At 70.6% G+C, this 20,568-nt stretch carries 22 protein-coding genes and 1 tRNA gene; 14 read left to right on the forward strand and 9 right to left on the reverse strand.

The window, feature by feature from the left end:
• The first annotated feature begins 51 nt into the window (after nt 1-51).
• Together ygfZ and ACX80K_RS07320 are read left to right on the forward strand one after the other, a co-directional pair.
• On the forward strand, nt 52-1,140 hold the full coding sequence (gene ygfZ, locus ACX80K_RS07315) for a CAF17-like 4Fe-4S cluster assembly/insertion protein YgfZ (protein ID WP_459271198.1): 1,089 nt from the start codon (nt 52-54) through the stop codon (nt 1,138-1,140).
• A complete protein-coding gene (locus ACX80K_RS07320) occupies nt 1,137-1,577 on the forward strand; it encodes an ankyrin repeat domain-containing protein (RefSeq protein WP_459271199.1) in 441 nt (146 codons plus the stop codon). The genes ygfZ and ACX80K_RS07320 overlap by 4 nt, the downstream gene beginning before the upstream one ends.
• A gap of 51 nt (nt 1,578-1,628) precedes the next feature.
• Here ACX80K_RS07320 and ACX80K_RS07325 read toward each other — a convergent pair whose 3' ends face one another.
• The gene (locus ACX80K_RS07325; protein WP_459271200.1) at nt 1,629-2,351 is read right to left on the reverse strand and encodes a GNAT family N-acetyltransferase; all 723 of its coding nucleotides are present in this window, start codon (nt 2,349-2,351) and stop codon (nt 1,629-1,631) included.
• Between the two features lie 3 nt (nt 2,352-2,354).
• Complete coding sequence (locus ACX80K_RS07330) at nt 2,355-3,380, reverse strand: 6-phosphofructokinase (RefSeq protein WP_459271201.1); 1,026 nt, start codon at nt 3,378-3,380, stop codon at nt 2,355-2,357.
• 226 nt (nt 3,381-3,606) lie between these two features.
• Here ACX80K_RS07330 and ACX80K_RS07335 point away from each other — a divergent pair, with 226 nt between their 5' ends.
• Together ACX80K_RS07335 and ACX80K_RS07340 are read left to right on the forward strand one after the other, a co-directional pair.
• On the forward strand, nt 3,607-4,473 hold the full coding sequence (locus ACX80K_RS07335) for a UbiA family prenyltransferase (RefSeq protein WP_459271202.1): 867 nt from the start codon (nt 3,607-3,609) through the stop codon (nt 4,471-4,473).
• On the forward strand, nt 4,470-5,918 hold the full coding sequence (locus tag ACX80K_RS07340; RefSeq protein ID WP_459271203.1) for a phytoene desaturase family protein: 1,449 nt from the start codon (nt 4,470-4,472) through the stop codon (nt 5,916-5,918). The genes ACX80K_RS07335 and ACX80K_RS07340 overlap by 4 nt, the downstream gene beginning before the upstream one ends.
• Nucleotides 5,919-5,933: 15 nt before the next feature.
• On the opposite strand, the gene ACX80K_RS07345 is transcribed toward ACX80K_RS07340, so the two are convergent.
• The 4 genes from ACX80K_RS07345 to ACX80K_RS07360 form a co-directional block, all read right to left on the reverse strand.
• Complete coding sequence (locus ACX80K_RS07345; RefSeq protein ID WP_459271204.1) at nt 5,934-6,740, reverse strand: carotenoid biosynthesis protein; 807 nt, start codon at nt 6,738-6,740, stop codon at nt 5,934-5,936.
• 81 nt (nt 6,741-6,821) lie between these two features.
• Nucleotides 6,822-7,061 (reverse strand): PspC domain-containing protein, encoded by a 240-nt coding sequence (locus ACX80K_RS07350; RefSeq protein WP_459271205.1) that lies wholly within the window; start codon nt 7,059-7,061, stop codon nt 6,822-6,824.
• Nucleotides 7,062-7,100: 39 nt separating this feature from the next.
• Nucleotides 7,101-7,346 carry a hypothetical protein gene (locus ACX80K_RS07355; RefSeq protein WP_459271206.1) on the reverse strand — a complete coding sequence of 82 codons (246 nt, stop codon included), beginning with the start codon at nt 7,344-7,346 and terminating at the stop codon, nt 7,101-7,103.
• Complete coding sequence (locus ACX80K_RS07360; RefSeq protein ID WP_459271207.1) at nt 7,343-9,211, reverse strand: PspC domain-containing protein; 1,869 nt, start codon at nt 9,209-9,211, stop codon at nt 7,343-7,345. The genes ACX80K_RS07355 and ACX80K_RS07360 overlap by 4 nt, the downstream gene beginning before the upstream one ends.
• A 124-nt stretch (nt 9,212-9,335) precedes the next feature.
• Here ACX80K_RS07360 and ACX80K_RS07365 point away from each other — a divergent pair, with 124 nt between their 5' ends.
• Nucleotides 9,336-10,754: an ATP-binding protein gene (locus tag ACX80K_RS07365; RefSeq protein ID WP_459271208.1), complete on the forward strand. Its 1,419-nt coding sequence runs from the start codon at nt 9,336-9,338 to the stop codon at nt 10,752-10,754.
• A 96-nt stretch (nt 10,755-10,850) separates the two neighbouring features.
• Nucleotides 10,851-11,531, forward strand: a complete 681-nt coding sequence (locus ACX80K_RS07370; RefSeq protein ID WP_459271209.1) for a LuxR C-terminal-related transcriptional regulator — start codon at nt 10,851-10,853, stop codon at nt 11,529-11,531.
• 18 nt (nt 11,532-11,549) lie between these two features.
• Here ACX80K_RS07370 and ACX80K_RS07375 read toward each other — a convergent pair whose 3' ends face one another.
• Nucleotides 11,550-12,785: a pyridoxal phosphate-dependent aminotransferase gene (locus tag ACX80K_RS07375; protein WP_459271210.1), complete on the reverse strand. Its 1,236-nt coding sequence runs from the start codon at nt 12,783-12,785 to the stop codon at nt 11,550-11,552.
• Between the two features lie 267 nt (nt 12,786-13,052).
• Here ACX80K_RS07375 and ACX80K_RS07380 point away from each other — a divergent pair.
• The 8 genes from ACX80K_RS07380 (at nt 13,053) to rplL (ending at nt 18,499) form a co-directional block, all read left to right on the forward strand.
• Nucleotides 13,053-13,125 (forward strand) — tRNA-Trp (locus tag ACX80K_RS07380).
• Between the two features lie 153 nt (nt 13,126-13,278).
• Nucleotides 13,279-13,536, forward strand: a complete 258-nt coding sequence (secE, locus tag ACX80K_RS07385) for a preprotein translocase subunit SecE (RefSeq protein WP_258062482.1) — start codon at nt 13,279-13,281, stop codon at nt 13,534-13,536.
• 92 nt (nt 13,537-13,628) lie between these two features.
• Nucleotides 13,629-14,564, forward strand: a complete 936-nt coding sequence (gene nusG / locus ACX80K_RS07390; RefSeq protein WP_459271211.1) for a transcription termination/antitermination protein NusG — start codon at nt 13,629-13,631, stop codon at nt 14,562-14,564.
• A 121-nt stretch (nt 14,565-14,685) separates the two neighbouring features.
• On the forward strand, nt 14,686-15,117 hold the full coding sequence (gene rplK / locus ACX80K_RS07395; RefSeq protein ID WP_087030133.1) for a 50S ribosomal protein L11: 432 nt from the start codon (nt 14,686-14,688) through the stop codon (nt 15,115-15,117).
• A 147-nt stretch (nt 15,118-15,264) separates the two neighbouring features.
• Nucleotides 15,265-15,969: a 50S ribosomal protein L1 gene (rplA, locus tag ACX80K_RS07400; protein ID WP_459271212.1), complete on the forward strand. Its 705-nt coding sequence runs from the start codon at nt 15,265-15,267 to the stop codon at nt 15,967-15,969.
• 103 nt (nt 15,970-16,072) lie between these two features.
• Complete coding sequence (locus ACX80K_RS07405; RefSeq protein WP_459271213.1) at nt 16,073-17,176, forward strand: GNAT family N-acetyltransferase; 1,104 nt, start codon at nt 16,073-16,075, stop codon at nt 17,174-17,176.
• Nucleotides 17,177-17,464: 288 nt separating this feature from the next.
• Nucleotides 17,465-18,064 carry a 50S ribosomal protein L10 gene (gene rplJ / locus ACX80K_RS07410; protein WP_104180851.1) on the forward strand — a complete coding sequence of 200 codons (600 nt, stop codon included), beginning with the start codon at nt 17,465-17,467 and terminating at the stop codon, nt 18,062-18,064.
• A 57-nt stretch (nt 18,065-18,121) separates the two neighbouring features.
• On the forward strand, nt 18,122-18,499 hold the full coding sequence (rplL, locus tag ACX80K_RS07415; protein WP_459271214.1) for a 50S ribosomal protein L7/L12: 378 nt from the start codon (nt 18,122-18,124) through the stop codon (nt 18,497-18,499).
• Between the two features lie 106 nt (nt 18,500-18,605).
• Here the strand turns inward: rplL and ACX80K_RS07420 are convergent, their stop codons facing one another.
• On the reverse strand, nt 18,606-19,805 hold the full coding sequence (locus tag ACX80K_RS07420) for an acetyl-CoA C-acetyltransferase (RefSeq protein ID WP_459271215.1): 1,200 nt from the start codon (nt 19,803-19,805) through the stop codon (nt 18,606-18,608).
• Nucleotides 19,806-19,932: 127 nt separating this feature from the next.
• Nucleotides 19,933-20,526 carry an isopentenyl-diphosphate Delta-isomerase gene (idi, locus tag ACX80K_RS07425; protein WP_459271216.1) on the reverse strand — a complete coding sequence of 198 codons (594 nt, stop codon included), beginning with the start codon at nt 20,524-20,526 and terminating at the stop codon, nt 19,933-19,935.
• Between the last annotated feature and the right edge of the window lie 42 nt (nt 20,527-20,568).

The following is a 20,568-nucleotide window of genomic DNA, read 5'->3' on the forward strand; positions in this document are numbered from 1 at the left end:
GCTCCCACCCAGCACCGCGGAATAGTCCCGCCTGGAAGGCGTTATACCGTCATGACCTCCCGCAGCCCCTTCCTCAGCCGATCCGGTGCCGTCGAGGGCGGCGGAGCCGATGCCGCCGTGGCATCCCACTACGGTGACCCCTTCCGTGAGCAGCGCCTCCTCGCCGACGGGGAGGCCGTCGTCGACCTCTCCCATCGGGGGGTGGTGACGGTCTCCGGGCCCGACCGCCTCAGCTGGCTGAACACGCTCTCCTCCCAGCTGCTCCTCGGCCTGCAGCCCGGGCAGAGCTCCGAGACCCTGCTCCTCACCGTGCAGGGCCGCATCGAGCACTCGGCGCACGTCGTGGACGACGGCGCCACCACCTGGCTCGTCACGGAGGGTGGCGAGGCCGCCCCGCTGGCCGCGTTCCTCGAGCGCATGAAGTTCATGCTCCGGGTCGAGGTCACCGATGCCACCGGCACCTGGGCCGTCCTCGGTGCCACCCGGGCGCTGCCGGAGCTGGGCGACGGCGTCGTCGTGTGGGAGGACCCGTGGCCGACCATCCGCGCCGGCGGCTACGCCTACTCGACCGTCGACGACGGGCACCCCGGACGCGAGCGGCCCTGGTACGAGTTCCTCGTGCCACGCGACGGGCTCGAGGCCGCCGTCGCCTCGACGGGTCTCGAGCTCGCCGGCTCGCTCGCGGCGGAGGCCCTGCGCATCGCCGCATGGCGGCCGAGGCCCGGCCTCGAGACGGACGAGAAGACTCTTCCGCACGAGCTCGACCTCCTCCGCACGGCCGTGCATCTCGCGAAGGGCTGCTACAAGGGCCAGGAGACGATCGCCCGCGTGCACAACCTCGGGCATCCGCCCCGCCGGCTCACCTTCCTGCATCTCGACGGGAGCCAGCACACCCTCCCGGCACCGGGCAGCCCCGTGATCGTCGAGGGCCGCACCGTGGGCAGGGTGACCTCCGTGGGCCACCACTACGAGATGGGGCCGATCGCCCTCGCCATCCTCAAGCGCTCCGTCGACGCCTCGGTCGACCTCCTCGTGCAGGACGGGGAGGAGCGGTACGCCGCCGGTCAGGAGGTCATCGTCGCGCCGGACGCGGGGCAGGTCGTCGGGCGCACCACGGGCTTCCTGAAAGCGCCACGATGAGCGCGCGGGACGATGCCGGCCAGCAGCCGGGCACGGGGGGCAGGGACGAGCACGACGACGGCGCCGCGGCCGCGATAGCCCTCGCGCATGCCCTGTTCGACGCCGCTCGGCAGGGCGATGCCGCCACCCTCGCGCGGTACCTCGATGCCGGTGTGCCGTTCACCCTGACGAACACCGCCGGGGACAGCCTGCTCATGCTCGCCGCGTACAACGGACACCCCGCCGTCGTCCGCGATCTCCTGGCACGCGGAGCCGATGCCGACCAGGCGAACGACCGCGGACAGACACCCCTCGCGGGCGCGGTCTTCAAGGGCCACCAGGCCGTCGCGCGGCTCCTCGTCGAGGCGGGTGCCGATCCGGAGGCCGGGACGCCGTCGGCCCGTGCCGCCGCCGGGCTGTTCGGCCGGGCCGAGCTCCTGGAACTGTTCGGCCGGTAGGTTCCCGGCGCGGAGCACCGCGTCCCGACCGGTCGGCGGGAGGGCTCCACCTCACCGGGGTTCGAGGGCCACCGATGTCTGGGTCCCCGCGAACACGAAGCCCGCCCGGCGTGCCGTCCGCTGCGACGCCGTGTTGTCCGTCCGTGCCCGCCACTGGGGCACGAGACCCGCGGCCATGGCCTCCTCGACCGCGACGGCCGCCACCCGCCCCGCATAGCCCTTCCGGCGTTCCTCCGGCGGCGTGATGGCGGCGACGTGCGCCAGGATGCCCTCCCAGATGTCGTAGCCCGCACCCGCCAGGGGCGTCGGCTGCGCGTCGTCGGTGCCGCCGGTGCCGTCCACCAGCACGAAGGGGTGTTCCGCCCCTGCGAGGTCCGCCTCGGCGACGTCGTCGGGTGGGCACCTGCGCTCGAGCTCGCGGACGAGCGCGGCCTCGCTGGAGACGACGGCGGGCGGCCCGTCGAACCGCGGCAGCGCATCGCAGAAGTACAGCTGGGCCTCGCCGAGCGCTCGTCCTCCATGGTCCCGGGTGAGTGCGAGCAGCGTCGAGGCGCTCCGCAGTTCCGGCCCGGAGAGGCTGCGCCCGGCCTCGACGGCCCAGGCCGGCCCCTTGAGGACCTCCCGCCCGAACAGGGTCACGAAGGTCAGCCGGGAGGCGTCGTCGTCCGCGCGGTACAGGCGCTCCGAGCCGCCCGCGAGTGCGCCGTCGTCGAGCCCGAGCAGCCGTGACCAGGCGAGCTGGATGATCGAGACGGTGCCCGGATCAAGGTCCATCGATCAGCCGAAGAGGATGGCGGCTTCGTCGTAGCGGTGCTGCGGCACCCGCTTGAGGTTCCCGAGCGCGGCCTCGAAGCCGACGTGCGCGATCTCCGTGCCGTTGAGGGACACCATGGTGCCCCACAGTTCGTCCGTCACCGAGTCCACCGCCGCCATGCCGAGGCGCGTGGCGAGCACGCGGTCGAACGACGTCGGGACGCCGCCGCGCTGGATGTGGCCGAGGATCGTCGCACGCGTCTCGATGCCCGTGCGGGCCTCGAGCTCGGGGGCGAGCTGGTCGGCGATGCCGCCGAGGCGGGGGCGGCCGAAGGTGTCGAGCCCGCGCTCCGAGTGCGCCTGCTCCATGTGCGAGGGGACGAAGCCCTCGGCGACGACGACGAGGGGGGCGCGCCCTCGGGCGTTGGCGGTCGCGACCCAGTCGGCGATCTGCTCGATGCTGGTCTGCTGTTCGGGGATCAGGATGGCATGGGCGCCGGACGCCATCCCCGCATGGAGGGCGATCCAGCCGACGTGGCGGCCCATCACCTCGGCGATCATGCAGCGGCTGTGGGACTCGCCCGTGGTGCGCAGCCGGTCGATGGCCTCGGTGGCGATCTGCACCGCGGTGTCGAAACCGAAGGTGAAGTCGGTGGCGTCGAGGTCGTTGTCGACGGTCTTGGGGACACCGACGATGTTGAGGCCGAGGTCGGTCAGCCGCTTGGCGGCGGCCAGCGTCCCCTCACCGCCGATCGCGATGATCGCGTCGATGCCGAGCCGCTCCAGGTTCTCCCGGATGGCGTCGGCCCCGCCGTTGCCCTCGAAGGGGTTGGTGCGCGAGGTCCCGAGGATGGTGCCGCCCTGCTTGGAGATGCCCCTCACCGCGTGCCGGGGGAGGTCGATGACGTTGCCCTCGACAACGCCGCGCCACCCGTCACGGAAGCCGACGAACTCCTGCCCGTGCACCTTGATGCCCTTCAGCACGGCGCCGCGGATGACGGCGTTCAGCCCGGGGCAGTCGCCGCCGCTGGTGAGGATTCCGATCTTCATATGGCGTGGGGTTCCTTAGACGAGGAGGTGGATGGTCCATCGGGAGCACGCCGTCGGGCCCGCCTATGATTCTAGACACACAACATGGCGGCACCCGACTGCGTCACACCGGCCCTGCCGCGGGCGGAACAGGCAGCCGCCGCGCCGTAGGCTGGGACCAACCGGCGCAGAACGGGCCCGAACCCCGTGGGTTGCGCCACCACGCCGTCCGAGGAGGACACCCGCAGTGCCCGAAGCAGGATTTGCGCCAGCGGCGCTGCGCATGGTCCACATCTCCCGTCCGGTCCTCTGGATCAACACGCTGGGCACCGGCGTCGTCGGCATGTGGCTCACGGGGACGTTCTGGCAGGCGGAGGCCCTCGCGCTGCTGGTCTGGCTCACGCTGCCGTTCAACCTGCTCATCTACGGCGTCAACGACATCTTCGACCAGGACACCGATGCCCTCAACCCGCGCAAGGGCTCGCTCGAGGGCGCCCGCATCAGGGCGTCCGAGGTCCGCGCCATCTGGCTCGCCGTCGTCGTCACGAACGTGCCCTTCCTCGCATGGTTCACGCTGACCCTGCCGCCGGCGGCCCTCGCCTGGATCGCGCTCTACGCCCTCGTCTTCGTCTTCTACTCGGCTCCGCCCCTGCGCTTCAAGGCGCGGCCGTTCGTCGATTCCATCAGCAACGCCGCGTACGCCTTCCCGCTCGTCCTCGTGCCGTACGCGCTGGGTGACGCCCCGGTGTGGGCCGCCGCGCTCGGCCTCATGGCCTGGAGTGCCGCCAAGCACACGTACGACGCCGTCCAGGACATCGACGAGGACAGGGGAGCGGGCATCACGACGACGGCGGTGCGGCTCGGGGTCCGCGGCGTGGTGGCCTGGAGCGGCGCATGGTGGGCCGTCTCGACCGTGTGCTTCGCGCTCGTGAACATCCCCGTCGCCGTCGTGAATGCCCTGATCGCCGGCTGGCTCCTGTGGGCCCTCCACCGCGACCCGCGCCCCGAGACGGGTCACCGGCTCTACCGCTATTCGATCGCGTTCCCGTACGTCGCCGGAACCGTCGCGGGCGTCCAGCTCGTGGTCGCCCTGACGCTCGGACTGTACCGGTGAGCCGCGTCGTCGTCGTCGGAGGCGGGATCGGCGGCCTCACCGCCGCCGCGCTGCTCGGACGCGCGGGGCACGGCGTGACGCTCCTGGAAGCCTCCGACTCCGTGGGCGGCAAGAGCCGCCGCATCGAGGTCGCCGGGCAGCGCATGGACACGGGGCCGTCGCTCCTCACCTTCCCGTCCGTGTGGCGGGAACTCCTGGAGCTGCTCGACGCCGTCGGACCCGCGGGGCCCGTCCCCTCCGGATCCTTCCCCGGATCTTCGGCCGCCATCGCGGACCTCCGACTCGAGCGGCTCGCCGAGGTCGGCACCTACTACTACCGCGGCGAGGAGTGCCCGCTGCCCGTCCCGGCGGGGCATCCGTGGCACGCTGCCTGGGTGCGCTTCGCGGCCGAGCACGGCGTCCTCGGCGGCGACGTGTCGAGCCTGCTGACCACGGGACCGCTCGACAAGGCGTCCTACCCCGCGCTGTCGCGGCTGGGCAGGCTGTACGGGCGCAGGCTCACCACCCGCAGCTACCTCGAGAGCCTGCCGTGGCTGCCCGACGGCCTGCGGGAGGTCATCGCGATCCATACCCTCAACGCGGGCGTCAGCCCCACCCGTACACCGGCCCTGTACGCGAGCATGCCGGCCATCATGGCGCAGGACGGCGTATGGATCCCGGAGGGCGGCGTCTACGAGCTGGTGCTGGCCCTGGAACGGCTCGCCGTCGACGCCGGCGTCGAGATCCACATGGGCGAGCCCGTCCAGCGCATCGGACGGCGGCGGGTCCGGACGGCGGCGGGTACCTACCCGGCCGACGCCGTCGTCAGCGCCGTCGACGCCCACCGCCTCGGCGGACTCCTCGCCGGCCGCGCGCCCAGGACCCCGCGGAAGCTCACCTGCTCCGCCGTCGGCGTCTACGCGGTGCTCGCCCGCCCGTTGCCCGAGGGCACGAGCCGGCACGGCGTGATCATGCCGGACGACCCGGCGGCGCTGTACGCGAGCCTGGAGGCCGGCGAGGAACCGGAACAGACCATGGCGTTCGCCAACTACTACCCGGCGCACGGGGTGTACCCGAACGCGTCGGCGACCCTCGCGCTGCTCCTCACCGCGCCGGCCAACGGGAGGACGTACTCGCTCGGGGACCCGTTCGTGCGGCGGGAACTCGCCAGGACGACCCGCGTCCTGGGGCTCCCCGAGCCGATCGAGGAGTACTTCGGCAGCTACGAAATCCTCGATCCCGGCTATTTCGGCGAGCGCGGTTCCGCCGGCGGGGCCCTGTACGGAGCGGTGCGTCCCGCGTGGATGAGCGGGCCGTTCCACGTGCCGCCCTACTCGGATCCCGTGCGCCCCTGGCTGTGGCGCGTGGGGGCCTCGGTGCATCCGGGTGGAGGGCTGCCGGCGGTCCTCGGCGGCGCGATGATGTCCACGCAGAAGCTGCTGGCCCGGCTGGCTTCCGGCACCTGACGTTCGTCCGGTCCGTCAGGGGAGCGGCGCCGCCTCCACGGAGTCCTTCGTCGTGCCGGGAGCGTCCGCGGTCCGGGCGAGCTGCAGGCGGCGGCGGACGAGCACCACGATCAGCGCGGCGGCCAGCACGGCGGGGAACACGAGCCCCGAGAAGACGCACACCCCGAGCCACAGGAACATCGAGACCAGCAGGCTGTCGACGAGCCCCGGCCGCAGCGGTACCTCGGTGAGCCGGCGGCCTCCGATCCATGCCATCAGTGCCGAGGCGACGATCCCGGAGACGAGCCACCCGGCGTAGTTCGAGAGCGGCACACCGTAGTAGGGGCCGCCGTCCGGCCAGATCCAGAAGCCGAGCGCCGCTGCCCCCGGATCCAGCACCCCGTCGATCACGACCAGCAGGAGCCCGCCGAGGACGATCCGCCGCAGCAGGCTCCCCGATCCGGACACCACGGCGACCGCGCCGATGACCAGGGGCACGTAGGAGAGCGGCAGCAGGTACGGGACGAGGCCGAGGATCGTGGGCCCCAGCGGATCGCCGTAGTAGAACTCGCCATAGGGATAGCCCGTGGCCACCCCGAATCCCTCGATCAGGTAGCCGAAGACGGACACGGCCGCGAGTGCCGCGGCCCCTCGTGCGGCACCGAACTGCCGCACGAGGGCGATGAAGGCCGGCAGCGCGATCAGCAGGTTGAAGCCGTACGACGCGTAGCTGGCGCCCTCGACGTCGGGGAACCGCACCACGAAGTAGCCGGAGACGAAGAGGAAGGCGCAGGACGCGATCAGCAGTCGGGGGAAGATGCGGGCGGGGGTGGTCTTCGGCACGCTCTCCATCCTCGCAGGTCGGACAGCGGAAGGGGCATCCGCGGTGTGCGCGGATGCCCCTTCCGTGGGCGGCTCGGGTCCCTAGCGGCTCAGGGCCTTCTCGAGGACGATGCTGCCGTCGGTCGCCGGCAGCAGCAGCCACAGCACCAGGTAGAGCGGGAGGCCGATGAACGGGAGGAGGAAGCTGAGCAGCATCGCGATGCGTACGTAGCTCACGCGCCAGCCGTACTGGCGTGCGATGCCGGCTGCGATACCGCCGAAGATCCCGCCGGGGGCCCGCTTGACGGGGGAGGAGCGGAGGATCCGGTAGAAGGACTGCATGGTGTGCCTTTCGGTTCAGGGCCGGGAGGTGCGCTGTGGTCAGTAGGTCGAAAGACCGTCGTCGTGGTCCTCGGGAGTCGGTCGCGTCCGTAGTGACAGGATGCCACCTGCCACCAGGGACAGCCCGACCCCGACCAGCAGGCCGAGGGCCACGATCACCGGGTCGATGGTCAGCGAGACGAACTGGCCGACGAGGATCAGGACGGCGACGGCGAGGAGCACGGCCCCCCAGACGATGGTGACGACGCGCGCTCGGCGCTTCGGTCGGGTCAGTGAGGTACTCACGGGGTGTCTCCTGCGGGGGTGGGTGAGCTGGGAGTGGGCGAGGTGTCGGCGCCCGGCGCCGTGACGATGGTGACGTCGCTCAGTGCGCCCCGTACGTCGAGGATGAGCGCGGGCCCGGTCGCATCGGGATTCAGTTCGTCGCTGCTCAGTTGCAGGACCCCGCCGTCGCCGTCGAACTGTGGCGACGGTGTACCGAGGGCCGGCGCGGCACCCTGGGCGTCGGCGCTGCCGAGCGCCATCCGGGTGCGCACCTCGACCGGCACGTCCGCGGGGACGATCACCGTCACGTCGCTCACCAGCGAGTTGACCGGCACGACGACGTCGCGCGCGGGTCGTGGCAGGTCGGCGAGGTCGATCGTGGTCTGGGCTGCCAGGACGCTGTACCCGTCGGAGGCCGCCTGCAGGGATGCGGGGACGGTTCTCGACTCCTGGGCGACGATCCAGGCCCCTCCCACCACGGTGAACGAGGCGACGAGTGCTCCGACGGTCGCGAGCGCCGCCGTCAGCCCGACCAGTCCCGAGGTCCGTCCTCGCACTCCGAGGGCGACGACCCCGAGAGCGAGGACGATGGCGGCCGTCGCGAATGCCACGACGGCGGCATTGGTGATGTCGAGGACGCCCGTGTAGTCGAAGGCGAGGACGACGGCGGCGACCGTCACCGCTCCGCCCACGAGGAGCGCGGTCGCGGACCCTGACGGACGGGGTGCACGGTGGTCGGGGGTGCGTCCCGTGCGGGACGGAGCCCCGGTGGCGGGGACCCCCGGGCCCGGGTAGACGGAGGTGTCGGACCAGCCCTGGTACGGCTGGTAGGGCTCGTACGTCTGCGGGGAGGCATGGATGGCCTGCGTGGGTGCGCCGGGCCGGTAGGGCAGGGGGACGGTCCGGTCGGTGTCGTCGTCCTGGGCTCCCGTCCGGTCGCGGCCGCCACCTGCCGCGTCGTCCGGGGCGTCGTTTCCGGCGTCGTCTCCGGCGTCGTCTCCGATGGGCGAGGAGCCGGATGGTCCCGTGGGGCTTCCGCTGCTCTCGCTGCCTCCGACGGCCGCGGAGTCTGCGGCCCCGGAGAAGCTCGTATCGAAGTCCGGGGATCCGCTGGTGTCGGTGGAACCGCCGGCGTCCGTGACATCAGTGGGACCGTCCGGGCCGGTGGATCCGGTAGGACCGGTCGAGCCCCCGAAACCTGCGGGACCGGATCCGCCGAACGGTGGCGGGCCGGCAGGACCCGACGAGCCCGGACCGGACGAGCCCGGACCGGACGAGCCCGGACCGAAGGAGCCCGGACCGAAGGAGCCCGGACCGAAGGAGCCCGGACCCGACGGGGGAACCGGACCACTGGCCGGACCACCGCCGGAGCCGGAGGGGCCACCGCCCGGCATCTCCGGACGGGTCCCGCCGTCGCTGGAGCGGTTGACGATCCAGTACACGAAGAGGACGACGGCTCCGATCCAGAACACGGTCCAGAAGAGACCGCCGCCACCGTGGAAGGGGACGTTGGGGCCCCACAGGCCGACCGTCACCAGGGCGACCGCTCCGGTCAGGCCGGACGTCCAGGACCCGCGGCCGGCCTGCTCGAGGTGGATGCGCCCGTCGGGCTCCGGGAGCAGGGCCCAGGCGAGTCCGTAGAGCAGCACCCCGATGCCTCCGAAGACCGCCAGGACCACGATGATCCCGCGGACGAGGGCGAGGTCCAGACCGGTACGGCGGGCCACGCCACCGGCGACTCCGCCGATCCAGCGGTCGGATGCCCGGGTGACGTCCAGGCCGCGGATCCACCGGTAGAACGGCGACGAGGCGGGGTGCCCTAAGGGATTCGGAGCGGCCGGTTCTTGCTGCCAGGACGGCCCGCCTGGGTTCGGTGCTGAGGTCATGCCTCCATGCTTCCTCCGGATGGCGTGCGGGGGAATCGGGGCCGACCCTGATTGAACCCTGAGAGCGCCCTGATTCTCCTCCGGGAGAGTCCCCGGGGCGGCTCCCGTGTGTTGTGATGTTGCTATGAGACCCCCGCTGCTGCGCAGATCCGACGGCGTGATCGCCGGCGTCTGCGCCGGGCTCGCGCTGCACCTGGGTATCGCCCGGTCCTGGGTCCGCGTGGGCATGGCCCTCCTGACCCTCGCCTCGGGTGCCGGCATCGTGCTCTATGCGTGGTTGTGGATCTTCGTCCCCACCGCGGCCGACAAGGCCGCGGAGGCGGAGCGGAGGAGTGGACCCGCAGCCTTCATGGAGGGCGTCGGAACTGCCGGACCTGCGTCCCGTGCCGCGTCCGGCACCGGGGGAACCGGGGGCATCGGGAGCTTCGACAGTCCCCGTGGCGTCGGCGGCTCGGGCGGCGGCGCGGGCGGCGTCGGCGCATCATCGTCCCACGTCCCCCTCCCTGGCGGCGCGGGCATGGCGGATGCGGTGACGGCGGGCTTCTTCGATGCGGACTCGTGGCGTGACCGCACGATGAGCGCGGGCCGGCGGGAGATCCTGTTCGGTACGGCACTGCTGCTCGCGGCGGCCGTGCTCGTGGTGCAGATGCTCGGTGTCCAGGTCAACTGGGGCTTCCTCCTCCCGATCGCCGTCGTGGCGACGGGTGCAGCCCTGGCCTGGGCCCAGCTGGACGAGGTGCGGCGTGCCCGGGTCATGAACCGTGCGGGCGCCGGTCGGGTCGGCGGGACCCTGCGGCTGCTGGCGGGCATCGTGCTGGTGGTGGCCGGCGTCCTCGTCGCCCTGTCCAGCAGCGGCTCGTGGACGCTGACGGTGGCCACGCTCGTCGCGGTGCTCGCCGTCCTCGCCGGCGTCGGGCTGGTCCTCGCACCCTGGGGCCTGAAGTTCTGGCGCGACCTCGAGAGGGAGCGGGCGGGCCGGGTCCGGGAGACGGAGCGCGCGGAGATCGCGGCCCACCTCCACGACTCCGTCCTGCAGACCCTCGCGCTCATCCAGAACCGGGCCGACTCCGAGACCGACGTGCTGCGCCTGGCGCGGGCGCAGGAACGCGAACTGCGGTCATGGCTGTTCGCCGATCCAACCCGTGATCCGGGCAGCCTCGCCGAGCGTCTCCGCGCGATGGCGGGAGAGATCGAGGACCTCTACGGCCACCCGGTCGCCGTCGTCGCGGTGGGGGACGCCGCCCTCGGGCCCGCGGAGGACGCTCTGGCGCAGGCCGCACGCGAAGCGATGCTGAACGCCGCCAAGCACGCAGGAGTCGCGGTGTCCGTCTACCTGGAGGCCGGCCCCGACGCCGTCGAGGTCTTCGTCCGGGACCGCGGATCCGGGTTCGATCCGGAGGCCGTACCGTCGGACCGCCTCGGGATCCGCGAATCGATCCACAGCAGGATGGCGCGGCACGGCGGGTCGTCGGACCTGCGCAGCGACGCGGACGGCACGGAGGTGCGGCTGCGGCTGCCCACCGCGGTCCGGCGGGAGGCGTAGGCCGGGCATCCGCCGAACGAACGAACAACCGACGCACAGCTGACAACCACCGAACGAACGAGAAGGCCCGGCAGGACGGCCGGGGGAGGAGTATCGATGGACGGCGACACCCCGCTGACGGACGCGGCGGTCCCCGGGACGGTCTCCGTGGTCATCGTCGACGACCACGGCATCTTCCGCTCGGGACTCCGTGCGGCACTCGGCCCCGTCATCCGTGTGCTCGGAGAGGCGGCCACGGTGGAGGAGGCGGAAGCGGTCATCGCGGCCACGGCTCCCGACGTCGTCCTCCTCGACGTACACCTGCCGGGCGGCCGCGGAGGCGGTGGCGCGGAAGTCCTCCACCGGTGCGCCAAGCGCGGCACCAGCTCCCGGTTCCTGGCCCTCAGCGTCTCGGACTCCGCCGAGGACGTCGTCGCCGTCATCCGCGCAGGCGCTCGCGGCTACGTCACCAAGACCATCTCAGGCCCCGAGATCACCGACGCCGTGCAGCGCATCGCCTCGGGCGACGCGGTGTTCTCCCCGCGCCTGGCCGGGTTCGTCCTCGACGCGTTCGGCACGGCGTCCGTCGCCGTCGACGACGAGCTGGACCGCCTCTCGGCCCGCGAACTGGAGGTCATGCGACTCATCGCCCGCGGATACAGCTACAAGGAGACGGCGAAGGAACTCTTCATCTCCGTCAAGACCGTGGAGACGCACGTCTCCGCGGTCCTGCGGAAGCTGCAGCTGTCGTCGCGCCACGAACTCACGCGCTGGGCCACGGAGCGCAGACTGCTCTGAAGCCGCGGGCCGCAGGGGCTACCGCGCGGAGCCGAGGAACTCCTGGAGGCGTGCGACACCTGTCGCGAGGTCCTCGTCGCCGAGGGCGTAGGACAGCCGCAGGAAGCCGCTGGGACCGAACGCCTCACCGGGCACGACGGCCACCTCCACCTTCTCGAGGATCAGCGCGGCGAGCTCGGCGGACGTCGCCGGTGCCACTCCGTCGAAGCTGCGGCCGAGCAGGGCCCGCACATCGGCGTACGCGTAGAAGGCACCGTGCGGCGTGGGGCATTCGACGCCCTCGATCTCGTTCAGGGCCGACACCATGGCCCGACGGCGGCGGTCGAACGCCACCTTCATCTCGTCGACGGCCGTCAACGGGCCCGAGACCGCCGCGAGGGCCGCCATCTGGGGCACGTTGGACACGTTCGACGTCGCGTGCGACTGCAGGTTCGTCGCGGCCTTGACGAGGTCCTTCGGGCCGATCATCCAGCCCACACGCCAGCCCGTCATCGCGTAGGTCTTCGCCACGCCGTTGAGGACGACCATCTTGTCGCCGACCGACGGCGCCGCGGTCGCGATCGACGTGAAGGGCACGCCGTCGTAGGTCAGGTGCTCGTAGATCTCGTCCGTCACGACCCAGAGCCCACGCGCAGCCGCCCATTCGCCGATCTCACGGACGGCGTCGGGCCCGTACACCGCCCCGGTGGGGTTCGACGGCGAGACGAACAGCAGCACCTTCGTGCGCGGCGTCAGCGCGGCCTCGAGCTGGTCCACGGTCGCGAGGTAGCCCTGGTCCGGGCCGGCGAACACCTCGACGGGAACGCCTCCCGCGAGGCGGATGGCCTCGGGGTACGTGGTCCAGAACGGTGTCGGCACGAGGACCTCGTCGCCGGGATCGAGGAGGCCCGCGAAGGACTCGTAGACGGCCTGCTTGCCGCCGTTCGTCACGAGCACCTGGGCCGGGTCCACGGCGTAGCCGGAGTCGCGCAGGGTCTTCTCGGCGATGGCCTGCCTGAGCTCGGGGAGGCCCCCGGCCGGGGAGTAGCGGTGGAACCTCGGCTGGCGTGCAGCAGCGATCGCCGCCTCGACGATGTAGTCCGGCGTCGGGAAGTCCGGCTCGCCCGCACCGAACCCGATGACCGGCCGTCCGGCCGCCTTCAGGGCCTTGGCCTTCGCGTCGACGGCCAGCGTCGCCGACTCCGCGATGGAGGAGATCCGCCGCGAGATCCGGGGGAGTGCTGCGCGGAGTGAGTCGTCGGTCGTCGCGTTCATCGGGTCCCGTTCCGTGAGGGTCTTTTGTCAGCTTCCAGCTTAGGCGCTGGCGCCCGTGCGTCCCCGATCGGACGAACGACGGCGCCCCACCGCACCATCCGGCACGGGGGCCGACCCTCGGAACCGCCGCCCGGACACCGCTCCGGGTACCCGGTTCGACGTTCTGCCGGTGAATGCGTAGACTTGATCCTCGGTGTTGAAACACCATGATGGATCGTGCCCTCGACGGGCCCGTCCGGAGTGGAAGCAGTACGTGTTCAAAGCCGAAGGGTAGTGGCGCAATTGGTAGCGCAGCGGTCTCCAAAACCGCAGGTTGCAGGTTCGAGTCCTGTCTGCCCTGCGCGTGGCCTTCGCGGAAAGCTCGCGAAGGCACGGCAGAAACAGATCACGAAGCCCCGGCGCAGGCACAGGCCCCGCGCGGCGGTAAATATGGTCAGCTGGGGGCGCCATTGGTGGTCCGGCTGGAACACCACACAGATTGATGAGGTTGACGGTGACCGATACGGCTGCGAGCAGCTCCAAGGGAAGCCCCGCCGAGAAGAAGGCCCCCCGACGCGGGATCTTCGGACGCATCATGCTGTTCGTCCGCCAGGTCTTCGCGGAACTCGGGAAGGTCGTCACGCCCACCCGCCGGGAACTGGTCAGGTTCACCATCACCGTGCTCGCCTTCGTGATCATCATGATGCTCCTCGTGACAGCCCTGGACCTCCTGTTCGGGGCCGGCGCAGTCTGGGTGTTCGGCGACAGCTGATCCCGACCGCAGGAATGCACGCCCCGGGACGGCCGTTGTCGTGTCGGGTTGAGTACAGGCAAGCAAGACAACTTTCGAAAGCAGGCGGCTAGGTGTCCGAGCAAGAACTCGAACGGCAGATCACTCCCGAAGATGGTCTGGAGAACGAGGAGTACGCCGCGGAGGCGGATGCCTCCGACGTCGACGTGCCTGCTGAGGACTCCGGTGCCACCTCCACAGACCTCGCGGACGGCCTGCTCGCGGACGACACCGAGACGGACGCGACCGAAGCCGACGAGACCGGGACCACCGGTCCCGACGACGCCGGGACCGATGCGGCCGACGCCGACATCGAAGCCACCGCCACGGACGCCGTCGACGAGGCCGTCGGTGCCATCGACGAGGCCTCGGGCTCGGAGGACGACGACGCCCCCGCCGAGGAGGTCCCCGATCCCGTCGCCGACTTCAAGGCCAAGCTCCGCCGCCAGGAGGGTGATTGGTACGTCATCCACTCCTACGCCGGCTACGAGAACCGCGTGAAGGCGAACCTCGAGACCCGCATCCAGACCCTGGACATGGAGGATTTCATCTTCGAGATCCAGGTGCCCATGGAGGAGGTCGTCGAGATCAAGAACACCACGCGGAAGATCGTCAACCGCGTGCGTATCCCCGGTTACGTGCTGGTGCGCATGGACCTCACCGACGAGTCCTGGGGTGCGGTCCGCCATACCCCCGGCGTCACCGGTTTCGTGGGTAACGCCCACAACCCGGTGCCCCTGAGCCTGTCCGAGGTGTTCTCCATGCTGGAGCACACGATCGTGCACACCGACGCAGAGTCGGGCAAGCCGGTGCAGCCGCAGTTCACCCCGGCCACCGTCAACTTCGAGGTCGGCGAGTCCGTAACCGTCAACGAGGGGCCCTTCGAGACCCTCCCGGCGACCATCTCGGAGATCAAGCACGAGTCGCAGCAGCTCGTCGTGCTCGTGTCGATCTTCGAGCGCGAGACCCCGGTCACGCTCTCGTACAGCCAGGTCACCAAGATCCAGTAAAGCTTCGGTGCTTCCCGGCTTGCTTGGCCGGAAGTACCGTCAGGTCGTCACGCCAGGACGGCCACCACCCCGCAGGACGCTCCTGTCCGGCGGGAACGCAATGCAAGAGAAGGACCCTTTCATGGCCCCCAAGAAAAAGGTCACCGGCCTCATCAAGCTGCAGATCAACGCAGGCGCCGCCAACCCGGCTCCTCCTATCGGTCCCGCACTTGGCCAGCACGGTGTCAACATCATGGAATTCTGCAAGGCGTACAACGCCGCCACGGAATCCCAGCGCGGAAACGTCATCCCCGTGGAGATCACGGTGTACGAGGACCGCTCGTTCACCTTCATCACGAAGACCCCTCCGGCAGCCGAGCTCATCAAGAAGGCCGCCGGCGTCGCCAAGGGTTCGGGCACGCCCCACACGGTGAAGGTCGCGAAGCTGACCAACGCCCAGGTCGAAGAGATCGCGACCATGAAGATGGAAGACCTCAACGCCAACGACGTGCAGGCAGCAGCGAAGATCATCGCCGGCACCGCCCGCTCCATGGGCATCACGGTCGAGGGCTGACAGCCCCCACCACCCGCCCGTGTCCGGCACCTCCGGACGGGGCACACCACCATTTCACAGCACGACGGCGCCGCAACCGCGGGGCAGCCGTGAGTGGCAGGGCCCAGCGCGGTCCGATGACCACGACTGCATAAGGAGAACAAGCAGATGGCACAGCGCAGCAAAGCATACAAGGGAGCTGCCGCGAAGATCGAGGCGGACAAGCAGTACACCCCCCTCGAAGCGGTAGTCCTCGCCAAGGAGACCAACCCCTCGACGTTCGACGCCACGATGGAGGTGTCCTTCCGTCTCGGAGTGGACCCCCGCAAGGCGGACCAGATGGTCCGTGGCACCGTGAATCTCCCCCACGGCACCGGCAAGACCGCTCGTGTCCTGGTCTTCGCGACCGGTGACAAGGCAGAAGCGGCCATCGCGGCCGGCGCCGACTTCGTCGGCTCGGACGACATGATCGAGAAGGTCTCCGGCGGATGGACCGATTTCGACGCAGCGGTGGCTACCCCTGACCTCATGGGCAAGGTGGGACGCCTCGGCAAGATCCTGGGCCCCCGCAACCTGATGCCGAACCCGAAGACCGGCACGGTCACGGCCGACGTCGCGAAGGCCGTCACCGACATCAAGGGTGGCAAGATCGACTTCCGCGTCGACAAGCACTCGAACCTCCACTTCATCATCGGCAAGGTCTCCTTCGACGAGCAGAAGCTGGGCGAGAACTACGCCGCCGCACTCGAGGAGATCCTCCGCCTGAAGCCGTCGGCTTCGAAGGGCCGTTACATCCAGAAGGCCACGGTCTCCACGACCTTCGGTCCCGGCATCCCCGTCGACCCGAACGTCACCAAGGTCTACACCGTCTAGGTAGGCCTGTCGGAGGAGCCCCGCGGCACGCGCCGCGGGGCTTTTCCGTGTCCGGCAGCATCAGTGATTGAGTAATCCCAATCACTATGGCTATGCTGAGCCGATGGACATGACCATCGAGCGGCTCCCCATCCCCGCGACCCCGGACGCGGCGGGCGGGATCGACTTCGCACGGAGCGCCGCCGTCAGCAACGAGGTGGAGCGCGCCCTGTGGGGGCACGACGACTTCCGGCTGGAGGTGGAGGAACGCCTCACCCTGATGCAGTCCACGCCGGATCGCGAGCGGGTGCTCGGCGTGGCGCGGGTCGCTGGTGAGATCGTGGCCAATGCCCGGCTCAGCATCCCGCAGCGCGACAATGTGCGGACGGCGTATCTCCAGATCGAGGTACTGCCGGCCCACCGGCGGCGGGGGACGGCCACCGCCCTGCTCGCCTTCGCCCAGCAGCAGGCCGCAGCACGGGGCCGGACGGTCCTGATGTCCTGGTCCGACGCTCCCGTGGACGGTGCGGAGACGGCCGGGCCGGTGCTCGTACCCCCGACGGGCGCCGGCAGCTTCCCGGCCGACGACGCCTCCTCGGTCCTCGCCCTGCGCTCCGGGTTCCAGCTCGTCCAGGTGGACCGCCAGAGCGTCCTCGATCTCACAGGGCTCCGGCAGGCGGAGGGCGCACCGGGTGGCCTCGAGGTGCAGGAGTCCGAGGCCGCTGGCGTGGGGTCGGGGCAGTACGGGCTCGTCGGGTGGACGGACCGGTGTCCTGACGGTCTCGTGGCGGATTACGCGCTCCTGAGGCAGCGGATGAGCACGGACCCTCCCCTCGGCGGGTTCGCGCAGGAGGAGGAGTCGTGGGACGCAGGGCGCATCCGGCGGGAGGAGGCGACGGCGCTCGAGGGCGGCGCCTCGACCCTCGTCCGCGCCGTGCAGCACAGGGCGAGCGGGAAGCTCGTGGGGCACACCATCCTCGAGCGCTTCGGGTCGAGGCCGGCCGTGGTGTACCAGGAGGACACCCTCGTGCTGGAGGAGCACCGCGGGCACAGGCTCGGCATGTGGCTGAAGACGGCCAACCTCCGCCGCGCGCTCGGGGAGTGGCCCGATGCCCGGCGCGTCTACACGTGGAACGCGGAGGAGAACTCCTTCATGCTTGCCGTGAACGTGGCACTCGGCTTCCGGCCGACCGGACGGACGGCAGGGTGGCAGAAGATCCTCGCCTGACGAGGTGCGCTGACCGGCCGACGGCGATTTGGCCGGCCCGCGCACGTCGCGTAGGCTAGGGGAACCAAAGACCGTCGGTCGATCCACCTCCACTTGCCTGCAGTGCACCCGTGTGCTGCTCGGAAGAAGGACTCGGATCCGAAAGTTCCCGTCAGGGACGGCCTACGCAGGTGATACGAAGCTCCTCTCCGCCGGCCACGTGCCCGTGTCGAGCAAAGCCCCGTGCATCTGCGCGGGGCGTTTTTCATTGGAGCTGGAAAGCCGGCGCATATCCCCGGAAGGAGGGTTATGGCAACGCCAACCAAGGTTTCTGCAGTGGACGAGATCACCACCGATTTCAAGGACTCCACCGCCGCTGTCCTGACCGAATACCGCGGGCTCACTGTTGCTCAGCTCAAGGACCTGCGTCGTGCCCTCGGCAACGACAACAAGTTCTCGGTCGTCAAGAACACCCTGACGGGTATCGCGGCGAAGGAGGCGGGCATCGATGCGTTCGACGGCCAGCTGTCCGGACCCACCGCGATCGCCTTCATCAAGGGTGACGCCGTTGCTGCGGCCAAGAGCCTCACGGATTTCGCGAAAGCCAACCCGAAGCTCGTCATCAAGACCGGAATCTTCGAGGGCAAGGCCCTCAATGCTTCCGAGGTCATCGCCCTGGCGGCCCTCGAGTCGCGTGAGCTCCAGCTCGCCCGTGTCGCCGGTGTCCTCAAGGCACCGATGTCCGCCCTGGCACGCACCGTCGACGCACTGCGCGTCAAGCTCGAGGAGGAAAGCGGCGCTGCACCTGCAGCCGACGCCGATGCTCCTGCTGCCGAGGAAGCCGCTGCCCCCGCAGAAGCTCCGACCGAGGCTCCCGCCGAGGAAGCCGCAGCACCCGAAGCGAACTAGTTTCCCTTCGATCCACACACTCCGGTGCCCTGCACCACTAAAGGAAGGACGCCTCCCATGGCGAAGCTCAGCAACGAAGAGCTCATTGAAGCTTTCAAGGAACTGTCCATCATCGAGCTCTCGGACTTCGTGAAGCTGTTCGAAGAGACCTTTGATGTCACCGCTGCTGCAGTCGCAGTCGCAGGCCCCGCCGGTGGCGGCGCCGAAGCAGTCGAAGAGGAGCAGACCGCGTTCGACGTCGTCCTCGAGGCTGCAGGCGACAAGAAGATCGCAGTGATCAAGGAAGTCCGCTCGCTCACCTCGCTGGGCCTCAAGGAAGCCAAGGACGTTGTCGACAGCGCCCCCAAGGCCGTCCTCGAAGGCGTCACCAAGGAAGCAGCAGAGAAGGCCAAGGAGGCCCTCGAGGCCGCCGGCGCCACCGTCACCCTCAAGTAACACCGCTGCACCCGCGGCCGGCATGTGCCGGCACCGCCGCAGTACGGAAAGAGCCCCGCTTCTCGCGAAGCGGGGCTCTTTCCTGTTCTCTGCCGTTCGTCGCGCGTCAGCGCCAGAGGAGGAGGGCCTCGCCCTGGCCTCCACCGCCGCACAGGCTCACGGCGGACTTCCCGCTCCCACGCCGGGCGAGCTCCATGGCGGCATGGAGGGCCAGCCGGGCACCCGAGGCGCCGATCGGGTGACCGAGCGCGATCGCTCCGCCATGGATGTTGCACTTCTCGAGGGGGTAGTCGAGATCCTTGAGCGACTGGACGGCGACGGATCCGAACGCCTCGTTGATCTCGATGAAATCGAGCTCCCCGGCCGTCCAGCCGGCCCGGTCGAGAGCCTGCCGGATGGCGGCCGAGGGCTGGGAGTGGAGGGTGTTGTCCGGTCCTGCGACCTGCCCGGGCCGCCCGACGACGGCCAGGACGGTGAGTCCCGCCTCCTCGGCATAGGACCGCGTGGTGACGACGAGCGCCGCCGCGCCGTCGGACAGGGGGGACGAGTTGCCGGCCGTGATGGCGCCGTCGGGATTGAACGCCGGGCGCAGCTTCGCCAGCGACTCGACGGTCGTCGTCGGGCGGATGCCTTCATCGGCGGTGAGGACGACGTCGTCGCCCTTCCGCTGCCGCACCGACACGGGGACGATCTCCTCGCCGAGGACACCGCCCTCGGTGGCGGCAGCGGCTCGCCTGTGCGAGGCCGCAGCGACCTCGTCCTGTTCGGCGCGGGGGATCTCGAGGCGCACGTTCCCGCGCTCCGTCGAAGCACCCATGGATTCGTCGTCGAAGGCATCGGTCAGGCCGTCGTGCGCGACCGAGTCGAGGGCCTGCAGGGACCCGTAGGTCCAGCCCTGGCGGGAGCCCGGCAGCAGGTGGGGTCCACGAGTCATCGACTCCTGGCCGCCGGCGACGACCACGCGGGCCTCGCCGCTGCGGATCAGGCGGGCGGCGTCGATCACGGCCGTCAGGCCCGAGAGGCAGACCTTGTTCAGGGTGACGGCGGGGACGTTCCAGGGGATGCCGGCCTTGACGGCCGACTGCCTCGCCGGGTTCTGGCCGCAGCCCGCCTGCACCACATGGCCCATGATCACGGCGTCGACCGCCGCCGCGTCGACGCCCGCGCGTTCCAGGGCACCGGTGATCGCGAGTGCTCCGAGCTCGACGGCCGTGAAGGAGGCGAGCTGTCCGTTGAGGCGTCCGAGGGGTGTCCGGGCGCCGCCGACGAGGACGACGTCGTCGGGGGTTGGCGTGGGTGTCGCCATGGCGAAACTCTCTTTCGTCGTTGAAATGGTGCCGCTACCAGATTAGGGCTTGCCGCAGTCCATCGCCGCCGCATCCCGGCAGGTTCAGGCGGGTCCGGGGGGGGGCGGCGGGTCCGGGGGCGGCGGGTCAGGCGGGTCGGCGCGGGCCCGGCCCCTCGGCGCCTCGCGGGTAGAGCAGGGGGAGCTGCAGCGTGAGCCAGGGGCTGAACGCCCACGGCGTCGCGGTGACGGCGCGGACCAGCTGGGCGGCATCCACCCACTGGAAGTCCATGACCTCCTCGGCCAGCGGTGCGACGGCGCTCCCCGCGACGGCCGTGTAGACGGGGCAGACCTCGTTCTCGACGATGCCCGAGGCGTCGACCGCGCGGTACCGGAAGTCCGGCAGCGCGGGCCGGAGGTCCCTGACCGTGAAGCCGAGCTCCTGTGCGGCGCGGCGGTCGACGGCGTCCTCGAAGGTCTCCCCGGGGGCCGGGTGGCCGCAGAAGGAGTTCGTCCAGACGCCGGGCCAGGCCTTCTTGGACAGCGCACGGCGCGTCACGAGGATGCGCCCACGGTCGTCGAAGACGTGCGTGGAGAAGGCGAGGTGCAGGGGGGTGTCGGGCGTGTGGACGGTCGATTTCTCGTGCGTCCCCACGGCAGTGCCGTCCTCGGCGAGCAGCACGACGAGCTCGGCCTCCGTGCCCGCCGCGTCCTGCCGCATGGTTCCTGCTTCGCTCGCCATCGTGGCACCCTTTTTCCCGGGGACCGGCCGGCGGGTCCGCCG

This window comes from Arthrobacter sorbitolis, assembly GCF_054510995.1.